The 13,120-nt window shown below is 37.2% G+C and carries 12 protein-coding genes; 3 read left to right on the forward strand and 9 right to left on the reverse strand.

Annotated elements, in window-relative coordinates; translation table 11 throughout:
• Positions 1-91 precede the first annotated feature (91 nt).
• From D8M04_RS12110 to D8M04_RS12125, 4 genes are all read right to left on the reverse strand, one after another.
• Positions 92-2,044: an ABC transporter permease gene (locus D8M04_RS12110; protein ID WP_121523333.1), complete on the reverse strand. Its 1,953-nt coding sequence runs from the start codon at positions 2,042-2,044 to the stop codon at positions 92-94.
• A complete protein-coding gene (locus D8M04_RS12115; RefSeq protein ID WP_121523335.1) occupies positions 2,034-2,795 on the reverse strand; it encodes an ABC transporter ATP-binding protein in 762 nt (253 codons plus the stop codon). The genes D8M04_RS12110 and D8M04_RS12115 overlap by 11 nt, the downstream gene beginning before the upstream one ends.
• A gap of 96 nt (positions 2,796-2,891) precedes the next feature.
• Entirely contained in the window at positions 2,892-3,896 is a 1,005-nt protein-coding gene (locus tag D8M04_RS12120) for a sensor histidine kinase (protein WP_121523337.1), read from the reverse strand.
• Positions 3,893-4,582, reverse strand: coding sequence for a response regulator transcription factor (locus tag D8M04_RS12125; protein WP_121523339.1), 690 nt, complete (start codon positions 4,580-4,582; stop codon positions 3,893-3,895). Before D8M04_RS12125 ends, D8M04_RS12120 begins: the two co-directional genes overlap by 4 nt.
• A 152-nt stretch (positions 4,583-4,734) precedes the next feature.
• Between D8M04_RS12125 and D8M04_RS12130 the strand changes: the two genes are divergently transcribed.
• Both D8M04_RS12130 and D8M04_RS12135 read left to right on the forward strand, forming a co-directional pair.
• Complete coding sequence (locus D8M04_RS12130; RefSeq protein ID WP_121523341.1) at positions 4,735-5,145, forward strand: hypothetical protein; 411 nt, start codon at positions 4,735-4,737, stop codon at positions 5,143-5,145.
• A gap of 127 nt (positions 5,146-5,272) precedes the next feature.
• A complete protein-coding gene (locus D8M04_RS12135; RefSeq protein ID WP_121523343.1) occupies positions 5,273-5,593 on the forward strand; it encodes a hypothetical protein in 321 nt (106 codons plus the stop codon).
• A gap of 48 nt (positions 5,594-5,641) precedes the next feature.
• On the opposite strand, the gene D8M04_RS12140 is transcribed toward D8M04_RS12135, so the two are convergent.
• Complete coding sequence (locus D8M04_RS12140) at positions 5,642-5,980, reverse strand: DUF4363 family protein (protein WP_121523345.1); 339 nt, start codon at positions 5,978-5,980, stop codon at positions 5,642-5,644.
• A gap of 83 nt (positions 5,981-6,063) precedes the next feature.
• On the opposite strand from D8M04_RS12140, the gene D8M04_RS12145 reads away from it, so the two are divergent.
• Entirely contained in the window at positions 6,064-6,924 is an 861-nt protein-coding gene (locus D8M04_RS12145) for a DUF421 domain-containing protein (RefSeq protein ID WP_121523347.1), read from the forward strand.
• 39 nt (positions 6,925-6,963) lie between these two features.
• On the opposite strand, the gene D8M04_RS12150 is transcribed toward D8M04_RS12145, so the two are convergent.
• The 4 genes from D8M04_RS12150 to D8M04_RS12165 form a co-directional block, all read right to left on the reverse strand.
• A complete protein-coding gene (locus D8M04_RS12150) occupies positions 6,964-7,218 on the reverse strand; it encodes a spore coat protein (RefSeq protein WP_121523349.1) in 255 nt (84 codons plus the stop codon).
• A gap of 12 nt (positions 7,219-7,230) precedes the next feature.
• A complete protein-coding gene (locus D8M04_RS12155; protein ID WP_121523351.1) occupies positions 7,231-7,416 on the reverse strand; it encodes a hypothetical protein in 186 nt (61 codons plus the stop codon).
• 176 nt (positions 7,417-7,592) lie between these two features.
• Positions 7,593-9,524: a heavy metal translocating P-type ATPase gene (locus D8M04_RS12160; protein ID WP_121523353.1), complete on the reverse strand. Its 1,932-nt coding sequence runs from the start codon at positions 9,522-9,524 to the stop codon at positions 7,593-7,595.
• A 307-nt stretch (positions 9,525-9,831) separates the two neighbouring features.
• Positions 9,832-12,873, reverse strand: coding sequence for an efflux RND transporter permease subunit (locus D8M04_RS12165; protein ID WP_246001228.1), 3,042 nt, complete (start codon positions 12,871-12,873; stop codon positions 9,832-9,834).
• Positions 12,874-13,120: the final 247 nt, after the last annotated feature.

Raw genomic sequence — 13,120 nt, forward strand, 5'->3', positions numbered from 1 at the left:
CCCACAGATCGTTCATTTAATAATCTTCTAGACAATAAAAAAAGCATTGGATTGCAAACTCAGAGCAATCCAATGCCACAAATAATAAAAGCTACAATGCTTCTTTAATGATCTTCTTATAATGCATCACTGAGAGAATCCCAAATATAGAGTATAGAATGGCATAAAGTACCACTACAATAATCATCGGGGTCCACAATTCTGTTCCGAAAAAGAACCACCCCGATTTCACAGCGAAATAGCCGTGACTTATACCAACAATTAATGGAATTCCAAAGTTAAATACTTGCTTTATTTTAATCCCATTAACAAGATCTTCATTTGTGAAGCCCAGTTTTCGTAAAATCGTATAGCTCGACTTTTCCTCTTCTCCCTCATCCATTTGTTTAAAGTAAAGGATACATCCAGATGTAATTAAGAAAGCGAGCCCTAAAAATCCTACGACGAACATCATTAACCCCATGTTTTGTTTTATATCTTGAAATGTTTCAAGCTGTGATGAATGTGCAGCCCATTCTCCTACGTCTGTCTTTTGATAGATTTCTTCAGCCGCGTCAAGGTCGGAACGATTGTCAATATCAATACCGATATGTTGAGCATACTCTCCCTGCACCTCTGGATCTTTGTCAGCTTTTAATTGCTGATAGACAGATTCATCTACTATCGCAATCGGAAATCCACCGCCAGTAAGACGTAAAGGCAAAATACGGATATCCTCGTCATAACCGGAGTAATTCACCTGAACAGTCAACGATTCTCCTGAAAGCCCAATCTCCCCCGATTCCTCCAGCCCCATAAATTGCATCATTGCTTCGTTTGTATTCGCAAATACGGTATCTGCAGGGGAGAGATCGATTTCTTCCATCCATTCATCAGAGGCTATTACCATATTTGTCTCGCTTGCATCAAACGCATAATCTACCCCTTCCATCTCTGCAAAGATATCTGATAAATCAGCCATAACATGGACAATATCTAACACTGTTTCTGTATATTCGATCCCTTCATTCTCCAATGCTTCCTTAAATATAGCTGCATTCTCTGGAATCGGAATCGAATAATCATAAACTACATTATCCTTTGCCGTTTTTTCAGCAGAATAATAGGATATATAAGCAAGAGATAATAGCCCAATAGCCAGTGCTGAGAGGGTCGTAATGACGGTTAATAGTAACGCATTGGATTTCATTCGAAACATAATGGAAGATAAAGAAAGCACCTTGTTTATCGATAAATACCCTTTATTCCTCTTCCGAATCAAATTAAAAATAAAGCTAATGGAACCCTTATAGAATAAATAAGTTCCTAGGATAACCGATGCAAGAATGGTGACCATGGTAAGTAACAGAGTAATCATACTTACAATATTTCCAGAAAATAACTCCGTTGATAAATAATATCCTAAAGCAATCAAGGCAATCCCCAAAATACCAATTACCACTTGGCCTTTCGATACGCGATTCCGCTTATTTTCCGTTGTCGAGGTGGCCTGAAAAAGCGTTAAAATACGCTGCCTGCGGATAAACAGAAAATTCATAAACATAATGACAAGGTAAATGGCAACAAAAACAAGAATGGTTTGGATTAACGCTTCTGTAGAGAATCTTAGCTCTGCTACATCCTCGATCCCAATGACGTTCATTAAAATCATCATCAGTAACTTGGAAGAGGAAAATCCAAGGAATATTCCAATTACCATTGAACCAAAATAGAGAATCATATTTTCCATCGTTAGTATGCTGAAAATCTTTGCTTTCGTCATTCCTACTAACTGAAACAGCCCAATTTCCTTACTTCTGCGCTTTATAAACAAGTTATTCGCATAGACAAGAAACACTGTTACGATGGCAATTAATAGTATGGCTCCGGCTCTTATCCCTGCCGCTCCCTTGATTGAACCTTCTGCTTCATCCATTGCTGGGTCATATTGTAAGGTAACAAAGGCAAAATACAATGCAACACTAAAAATAAGAGCAAATACGTATAGGTAATAGTTCTTCAAGTTCTTCTTCAAATTACGAAAGATGAGTTGATTAAAGCTCATGGTTCACCCCACCTAGCACCCCTTGTGTCTTTATAATATCATTAAAGAAGAACTGTCTTGTTTCATCTCCCTTATGAAGCTGAGTAAAAATTTGTCCATCTTTAATAAAAACGACGCGGTCACAGAAACTCGCGGCAAGGGGATCATGCGTCACCATTACAATGGTAGCTTCTCGCTTCTCATTTAACTCCCCCAATTTATTAAGTAAATCAGACGCAGCTTTTGAGTCGAGTGCACCAGTTGGTTCATCGGCGAAAATAATACTTGGCTCATGGACAAAAGCACGTGCTGCGGATGTACGCTGCTTCTGTCCGCCAGAAATCTCATTGGGATATTTGTCTTTCACTTCATAAATCCCCAGTTCCTTCGCTACCGCTTCAAACTGACGTTGTGCTTCTTTTTTTGGTGTCTTTTTAATCGTAAGTGGCAACATAATATTTTCTTTCACCGTTAACGTATCAAGCAGATTATACTCCTGAAAAATAAAACCGAGATGGTGTTTCCGAAATTCTGCTAGCTGTTTGTCTTTCATATTCGTAAATTCTTTTCCTTCTATCTTAATTGTTCCTTCACTTACCCGGTCGATCGAAGACAAAACATTAAGCAATGTTGTTTTCCCTGAACCGGACGCCCCCATAATACCGACAAATTCACCCTTTTCAACGTGTATATCGATGCCCTTTAATACTTCTTGACGGTTCATTTTGTTTCCATAGCTTTTATGAATTTTATGCGCTTCTAATATAGGCATGTAATTTCATCTCCTTTTCTATTCTTATCTTAAAAGAAGTTCCCTACATTTTCCTTCGAATCTCCGAACAAATAAGGAAAGCATGTGACAATATTGTCACATGCCTGTTAGGTCTAAAAATGCGTTCTTTTTTGGGAAGGTTAACTCAAAAACGGTACCCATACCTTGTTCAGATGTCACATCTATATGTATTTTTAAGGGTGTTGCTGCCTTTTTCGTAAGATATAACCCCATTCCAGTTGCGTTATGGTCTTTATGGTTCATAGTGGACGTGAATCCTTTATCAAAAATACGTGGCAAGTCTTTAGTGCTGATTCCCCGTCCAAAGTCTTGAATGGTAAGTTTAACTGTGCCATGCTGCTTGGAACTATGAATGATAATATCTGATCCCTCACTATATTTCACAGCATTTGTAATAATCTGGCGCAGGATAAAACCAAGCCATTTAGCATCTGACAAGACAACATTAGCTTCCAAGGTTATGTCAAAGCCGATTCCTTTTTGAAAGCACCAGGATTGGAGCGATTTAATCTCTGCGGAAACGAGAGAGTCTAGTGCAAGCTTTTCTATGTAAAGGTCATTTTCCAAGGAAGGAATTCTTCGATGATGGAGCTGCTGATCTAATAATAAATGAACACGAAGCCATTCAAATTGAAGCTGTGCCTTTAAATTCTCATCTTGCACACGCTCGAGCATAAGCTGCATCGTAGTGAGTGGCGTCTTCACCTCATGAATCCAAGCTAACAGTTCATCTTGCTCACCCTCGAGGTTCATAACTTGTTCCCTTGTTTCATTTATATAAAACTCTGCTTGCTGACCGATTGCTTTTGCTATAATGTTTTCAAACGGTGTTCCTGGATCTTTTAAGCTGTCCAATCCCAAGCTTGGATGCCACTCTTCCATACTCTTATAAAAAGCAATTTCTTTATTGTAACGCATAATCAAAAATACAAGAAAGATTAAGCACGATAGAAAAACGATATATAAAAAGGATCTAAAAGAAATAGAAGGATCTAAATAGCTAATAAACAATATCAACAACTGTATGGCTATAAATAACCCAATCCAGCTGCGTCTCTCTTTTAAAAACGTCTTAATCATTTGTCTTCTTCCTTCGCTATATAGCCCTGTCCAACTTTTGTTTCAATGTAGTCCCCTAATTCCAGCTTCTCTAGACGTTTCCTGAGACGATTCACATTGACTGTTAGCGTATTATCACTGACAAATCGCTCATCCTCCCAAAGACTCTTTATCATTTCCTCTCTTGAGACAACTTGATTTTTGTTCTCTGTGAGGATTTTTAAAATGTAAAGTTCGTTCTTCGTTAACTCCATGGTCCCCTTTTCGTTTTCCACCGTAGCCTTCATAAAATCAATCGTTGCTCCATTCCAAGTTTTAACCATGACAGGCTGATCTACATTATAGTTGTATACTCTTCGAAAGATAGCTTGTACTTTCGCAATAAGCACATCGAAATGAAACGGCTTTTGAACAAAATCATCGGCTCCAAACTGCATCGACATGACCATATCAGCTGGATGATCCCTTGATGACAGGAAAAGAATTGGAACAGTAGAATGAGCTCGAATCATACGACACCAGTGAAATCCATCGAATTTAGGCAATTGAATATCGATAATTACCATATCTGGTTCCTTTTCAGCAAACTCTTCCATTACGTTCGCAAAGTCTTCTACACCATATACCTCATAAGACCATTGCGATAATCTTTCCTTAATTTCCTGAAATAATGTCACATCATCTTCAATAAGCATTATTTTAAACATATTATCCACCAATTTTCTGTATATTCCCTTATCTCTATCTTAGATGAGAAAAAGTAATCTGTCACGTTCATTTTAACAGACCTTTTCTGCATGATTTTAATGAATAGTTGAGATAATAATGACGTATCCATTCTGATTGAAAGAGGTGTTCTATGTTAAAGAAAATAGGTATCCTTATATTTATTTTGTTCATTCTTTGTATCCCAGTTACTGCCTTTGCTAAACCGAGCCAAATTGAAGTATTTGATATTGAGAAAGGCGAGGTTACTAAAAAGGTAGAGATGAATCCCTCGATTCAAGCCGAAGTAGAAATGTTCCTTGAAAATATTAACGAAGCATATCATAAATTTGATCCCATTCCAAAAGAGGGAAAATTGATTCGAGTTCCACTCCAGCCAAGTGTGACGGTAGAGAATGAATGGGTCCATACCCTGATTGATGAAGTCATTATTATCTCCCCAAAATCAGGGGAACCTCATCTGATGCTGTTTGATGATGAAAATAACATTCATTTTTTCAACTTTAAGTATGAGGGCGAATCATTTTGGAAGAAGATAAAATAAGGGGCATATTTCGTAAGCCCCTGCCCCATTAGTTGCTACATTGCCTATTGACAAAGATTAGAATTAACCATAAAATACAATTAATCTTATTATATTACTACGAATTATATTAGGAGGTAGGCTCTCCGTGAAAAAATACCCTATATATATTACCCTTATTCTCATATCCATCTCTTGGCTATTTGGCTTCTATGCGAAAAGTAAATTTTACACTCCTACATTAGTTATTCCTTTACTGGATAATTTCTATTGGGCGCCGACATTTTTTGCGATGCTCGGACTAACTAGTATTCTAACCATCGTCAGTTTACTAGCCATTTTCCTTGTGAAATACTTTAAGAACGGAAAGAAATTTTACCTTTTCACTGGTGCTGGCTATTTAATTTGGACGTTTACGATTCTTTCACAAGCCAAAATCGCTGCCTTTAATCTAGGTATCTGTCATTAATTAGTTTATAGGAAGTGAACTCTAAAAAAGGAGGCAGAGTGCCTCCCTTTATAATGAGTAAATATCTTGAATTAACGCCTTTATCGTCGCTAATTCTAATTTTGCTTCTGCTTTGTCTTTTTCTTCAATCGAGATAAATAAACGACTTATACTTTCATGCAGTCGTTCATACTCTCCTTCATCCCCAATCAACTGGATCTTCCATAAATGTTCGTAAAACAAATCATTCAAAGTTGTAATTTTCCCACTTACTTCTTCCCAGTTTTCATCGTTTACTAAATGCTCAGCCTCTGCCACTTCTTTTAATAAGGCATCCTTCCCAGTGAAATTTGAACAACCAACAAGTATAAATAAAAGCAAGACCATAAAGCTGCCCTTCTTATACATAGTTACAATCCTCCTTGTTTTGCATGTTTTTCCCTAAACATTCCAATACTAAATACCAGGACACTTTTGCGGAGGGAAAAACAATGCCTGAGTTAGTATTAATACTCATTCGTTCCATTAGTGCTTTTATATTATTGCTTATTATGACTAGAATTATGGGTAAAAAACAGCTTTCCCAGCTAACCTTTTTTGATTATTGTGTAGGTATTACAATCGGTTCCATTGCTGCAACCATGTCAGTTGATCAAAATGTGAAGATTGCAAATGGACTTGTCTCCTTAACGATCTGGGGACTCTTCCCGATCACACTTGCCTTTATTGGATTAAAGTCACGGGGATTTCTGCGTTTAACAGATGGGAGGCCTGCCATTATTATTAAAGATGGGGAAATATTTGAAGAAACTATGAAGAAAAATCAATTAGCAATCAATGAATTAATGCTGCTTTTACGGGAGAAAGGTATATTTAAGGTAGCAGATGTAGAAATGGCTATTATGGAAACTAATGGAGAGCTTAGTGTTATGAAAAAAACCGAGCTAGATCCAATTACTCCGAAGCTTCTTGGTATGTCCATCGAAAAAGAGCATGCACCCACTGTGTTAATTATGGATGGGGAAATCTTAACAACAAACCTTTCCGCACTTGGGTATTCCAAAGAATGGTTAGAAGGAGAAATATTCAAACAAGGTGCGACTTCTATAGAAGACGTCTTTTTAGCACAAGTGGATTCAAAAGGAGAGCTATATGTCGATTTATATCATGAGAGAATGAAACAAAATAAAATAGAGGAACGCCCACTCTTAGCTGCTTCCTTAAAGAAATTACAGGCTGATTTAGAATCTTTCTCATTAGAAACAGAAAACACTGATGCTAAAAAAATGTATAAGGAACAAGCAAAATCCTTACAAAATACAATTGACTCTATCCTCCCATACTTAAAGTAAAACCGAACCCTTTAATCTAAAAAGGGTTCGGTTTTTATCCTATTGTCCAGAAGACAACTGTGTTTTTGTTTGCTGAATCACTTGTTGAGATGCTGGAGCAGCAGGCTGGTAATAACCGTGTTGCAATGCATAATCGTATAATGTTTTCTGACGATTCTCATCCTGGTCACGTAATTGGATGAGAGTCTGTCTTAATTGTGGGTTATTAGCCTCACTAATATAGTTGGCATAACCAGTTAAACTTGCCTTTAGCCCAGCTAAGTAATCGTTAACCATATCCTTTTCTTGTAGCATCATTGTTCCTCCTTATCCTAAAAAGTTCATTAATTGTTGTTTAGCTTGTCTTGCGTCTTGCGCATCCTTTTGAAGCATTGCTTTTAATTGCGGGTCTGTACAGCTTTGCGCATAAGCATCCAATTTATTAGCAATCATTCCATGACCGCCGATAATATGACGCAGATTCTCTAGTTCAAGCTCTGTTAAGTTATTCATAGCACGCCCTCCTTTACCTTTTTATCATTCTTAACTTCCCCTGCTAGAGAAAAGTCATACAAAAAAGCTCCACATGTTTAGAAACAGTAGAGCTAAATACTTTTATCAGATTTTAATACATTGTGCTCATGCAGGGTATTCAAAAATGCCAATGCTAATTCTGCTAGAAAATCTAACTATTTCAACAACCTCAGACCATTTAGAATAACCAAAATCGTACTTCCTTCATGTCCGATTACACCTAGTGGCAGATCAAGTATTTGCATATAGTTCGTCAAAATTAATATCACGATCACACCTAAAGAAAACACGACGTTTTGCTTTACAATGCGATTTAAACGGCTCGATAAAGTAACAGTATTTGTAATCCTGGATAAATCATTTTTCATTAGAACCATATCCGCTGTTTCTAACGCAACGTCTGTTCCTTCGCCCATAGCAATTCCTACGTTCGCACTTGCTAGCGCTGGAGCATCGTTAATTCCATCTCCAACCATTGCGATGTTTTTATACTTCGAACGTAATGCTTTAATATGCTCCACTTTTTCTTCTGGCAAGCAGTTCGCGATATATTGGTCAATCCCTGCTTCTTCAGCTACTGCTTTTGCTGTCCGTTCATTATCTCCGGTAAGCATTACGGGGACTATTCCCTTATCCTTTAATTGTTTTATTGCTTCTTTTGTTGTTTGACGGATGGTATCTTTTAAAGCAAATACAGAAACTAATTCCTCGTCCGCTTTAGCAAACACTACTGTTTTCCCTTGTGCCGCCAACTCTGATGCAACCCCACCTAGAAAAGCTTCTGCTTTCTCTTTCCCGACAAATTCAGGCTTGCCAATTTCCCACTTCCTACCTTCTATCATTGCTGTAACACCATTACCGCTAACATTTTTCATGTTTTGAACTTCTATTTCTGTTTTACCTTCTATCTGTTTTCGGCTATACGCTGTGATTGCCTGTGCAAGTGGGTGAGTAGATTCATTCTCTATTGCTCCAACTGCAGCAGTAATATATACTTCATCCATTCCATGGTCTGTTTTAAAGTGTGCATCGGTTACTTCTGGTTTACCTTTCGTCAAGGTACCAGTCTTATCTAAGGCGATTGCCTTAACATGACTTAAATTCTCGACATGGACACCACCTTTAAACAAAACCCCTTTCCTTGCAGCATTTGAAATAGCGGATAGAGTCGCTGGTGTAATGGAGGCAACAAGCGCACAGGGTGAAGCAACCACAAGTAATACTAATGCACGATATACACTTTCCGTTAACGTCCAGCCGAAGACCAGATAAGGTAAGAACATCATAATCGCAACAGCTGCTAAAACGACATTGACATATGTTCCTTCAAACTTCTCAATAAATAACTGTGACGGTGACTTCTCCTCTTGTGCATTTTGTACCATATCTATAATTTTTTGGAACAGTGTTTCGGTTGGTTTTGTAGTTATTTCCACTTGAAGCGTTCCATCAAGTGCAACTGTACTTGCATAAACTTCATTCTTCATCAGTTTATTTACAGGCATGGATTCTCCGGTAATGACACTTTCATCCACTGTACTTGAGCCTTTTACAATTTTTCCATCAGCAGGAATTCTTTCTCCAGCACGCACAAGAATTTTATCGCCAATTTGTAAAGAAGAAACAGGAACAGGGCTTTCATGACCATTCACTATTAACGTCGCTTTTTCAGGCTGCAATTCCATCAAGGCTGAAATCGCTTTGTTACTCTTGTTTAGGGAGTACGTCTCTAATGCGCCAGATAAAGCAAAAATAAAGATAAGGATGGCACCTTCTGTCCAATATCCTATGATCACCGAACCAATTGCAGCAAAAATCATCAGCATTTCCACATTTAGGCGCTTGGTTCGAATCGTTTCTGTAATCCCTTCTTTCGCCTTCGCATAGCCGCCAATGACAAATGCGATAATATGCAAGGTAACATAGAAAGATTCTGAAATATGGCTTTCAAGTGACCATGTTAGTAAAATAAGAAATCCGCTAAATAAAGCAGCAATCAATTCAATATGCTCGAGGAATTTGGAATCTTTTAAGGAAAAGGAAGTCTTTGGTTCTTGATTTTTTATCACATTACTAGGTACTGCCATAAATACCCCTCCATTTATTAACTGATAATAAGAATCATTAGCAACTAATTAAAATCAATTTTACTTTGTATTAATTATAATTTTATCATTAGAAATAAGAAAGTCAATTATAAATATTAAACTTAATTGAAAAAACATTGTATCGACAATATCCGCAATGTTAACAAACCTTATATTATCCTTTCTCCAGAAAGAAATATCTTCTTCCATTCGTAGTTAAAATTGATTATTATTCTCAATTAAATTTTATAATTGAGAATAGTAATCAATAAAAAAATCCTTCCAACATCAGGAAGGATTTTTTTATTTAGATTGCTTGATCTTCCACTACTTCTTGTCGTTTTTTCTTGCGTTTAAATAACTTAGTAAAACCACTGCCTATTGCATTAAATGTGCGATAAACTGCTGGGACCAGTACTAATGTGATCATCGTTGCAAACAACAGCCCGGAAATAATTGCTGTTGCCATTGGGGCTTGATAGTTTCCAGTTGTCCCAGTTGCTAATGCAAGTGGCAGCATTCCGCCAACTGTTGTAAAAGTGGTCATGAAAATTGGACGTATTCGATCTTTACCTGCTCTAACTACAGCATCATTCGCTGAAATACCTTCTCTTCTTAATTGGTTTGTTCGGTCAACCAGTAGAATCGCGTTGTTTAAGACGATCCCAACCAGCAAGATAATTCCCATTGCGGACATAATGCTTAACTCTCTTTGTGTCGCAAACAAGCCAATAATAACTCCTACAAAAGCCATTGGTATTACGGACATAATAATAATTGGATGTGCTAAATGATTAAATTGCACGGCCATTACTAGGTATACGAGGAAAATAGAGATAACGAAAATTAGAATCATATCGTTTACAAGCTCCTGCTGTGTCTCTAGTTCTCCTCCCGCAGAAATGGCATATCCACTCGGAGTATCCATGTCATTAATCATACTCTGCACTTCTCTATTTACCGTACCTAAATCTGTATTCTCAATATCAGCTGAAACAGTAATAAACCTTTCTCCATCCAGATGGGAGATTTCATTTGGTGTGTCCACGCTTTGTAAATCTATAAACGCAGATAAACGCTCTTCCCCTTCCATTGTTGGAATGGTCAAATCAAGTAATTCATTTTCATTATCTACTTCCTCATTCCACTTCACTACTAAAGGAACTGTATCCTCATTAGTTGTTACTTCCCCAATTGGCATATCCAAGAAAGCCTGTTGAATAAATGGACGAAGCTGTACTTCTGTTACGCCTTTATCCTCCATTGCTTTTCTATCCAGTTCCACCACTTTTTCGATTGATGTTCGTTCAATCGAATTCGTAATTCCAACTACACCTTCTATTCCTTCCAACTCATTCGCAACACTTCCTGCAAGGGTTTGCAGTTGTTCGAAGTCTTCTCCTTTAATTTGGATTTGAACAGGTTGACCAGAACTCATAGACGCCATACTTTGCACATTTGATATTGGAAAATCATCCGCTAACCCACGTAAGGAGCTCAATATATTCTCATTGACTTCTTTTTGTTCTGTTGTTATATCATCACCTTTAGTCATATTGATGAGAATGTAAAACATGGACCCTTCATCCATAATGTAACTGGATTCCACATCATCGATTTCTTCTAATGTATCACTTACTTTCATTGCTACTTCATTTTTTTCATCTATAGATAAACCTGTTTCCAGATCAACCATTAATTCTGTATACCTATTTAGCATATCTGGCATAATCGTCATCGGAATTTTAAATACTAAAAATATAGATCCTGCAAACATAAGGAAGAATATCCCAATAACAGCAATACTGTGACGCTTTTTATTTACAACCCATGAAATAAAGTTTCCGTAGCTCCTAATCAACTTACCTTCCTTTTGTTTCTTCTCTTTACGCGATTTCAGGAAGTTCACAGATAGTGTTGGAATAATGGTAAAAGCAACAATCACACTGCTAATCAAGGTGATTGCAACGACAGCTGATAGTATCACCATAAACTGGCCAACATCTCCACCCATTAACCCAATAGGCAAAAACACGACAATCGTCGTCAGCATGGAGGCGATAACAGCTGATGCAACTTCCTTGGTTCCCTTTAGGACTGCATCAAGCGCTGTAAGTCCTTGTTCTTTTTTCTTAAAGATGGATTCTAAGATTACAATAGAAGAATCAACCATCATTGCTATCCCTAATCCAAGTGCAATCATAGTTAACATATTAAAACTATAATCCAATAACCACATAGCAATAAAAGTTAATAAAATAGATGTCGGTATAGAAATCCCGATAATTATTGTCGCACGAATATTACGTAAGTAAAGGAGCAGAACAATGATTGCAATAATTCCTCCGATGAGAATATTTTCTGTGATTCCATTAATGGAATCCTCTACATAATCTGCCTGTGCAACTAGCTCATTTAATTCAAACTCGTCTACTAATCCCTCATCCTTAATTTTTTGGATCTCTTCTCTAATCGCATCTGCCATTTCGATTTGTGTGACATCCGCTGTTCTTCCAATTTGAACAAAAATAAAATCCTTTGATCCTTCTTTCCATACATTAGAAGAGGTTTCAATTGGTTGTATGGAAACATCTGCAATATCATCTACCTGAATAAACCCTGTTTGTGTCGGAATCGTAATATTGGCCACATCTTCTACAGATGAGAGATCCGTTTCCCAACGCAGTGCTGGTTGTTCCTCTTCCCCAGTCAATTCACCTAAAGTTGCTTCTGTACTTGCTTGTTCAATCACCGATATGACTTGAGAACTGTCTAACGCATTCTCGGCTAGCTCTTCTTTATCAAACTCTACAACCATTTCATATTCTTGAATTCCCATTAGTAAAACATCTTTTACCTCTGACAATTCCTCTAACCGTGGTTCGAGTACCTCTTCGGCAAATGTTGTCATTTCATCCATATCACCATCAGAAACGTCCATAAAAAACTCATAGCTTGAACTCATACTCACTTGTTCTGCAATAACATCCGTTACTCCAGATACATTGGAGGTTACTGAGTTCACAATGGTTTGAATTTCCTTAGAAACATCCTCCCCACGCCCTTTTTCAATCATGACTTGAATGCTGCTTTGACCAATATTTGTTGTGGAGGATACATCCTCTACCCCATCTACTCCTATAATGCTTTGTTCGATAGGTGTAGTAATATTACGTTCCACTTCAATCGCTGCCATATCGCCAGCAGTAACAGCCACATATGCCCCATCAAAAGAAACCTCAGGCATCAATTCTTCATCTAGTTTTGTCAGTGAATAAACACCTAAAATAAGGACTAGAACCGTTAATAACCCCACTAGTATTTTTCTGTTTACAATAAATTTAATCAATCTCGTTCCCCCACTCTTCAATTAGTGCTTTTTTCTTACGACACCTTTCTTAGTATAGATTAATTAAAAGCGCTTTTTCTAAATCTTATAGATAATTTACAAAAAATTAACTCTCCTCCAATCCCAGATATTCTTTTGAAACTATCACCACCACTTATTTTTATTCTCCTTAAATCGCTTTAAGTATAAGATATCTAAATTTTTTTAACATTGCGCTTAAGACTGAATTCAACTAAGCCTTAGGTCT

Source organism: Oceanobacillus piezotolerans, assembly GCF_003665065.1.
In the GTDB taxonomy this organism is placed as follows: Bacteria; Bacillota; Bacilli; order Bacillales; family Amphibacillaceae; genus Oceanobacillus; species Oceanobacillus piezotolerans.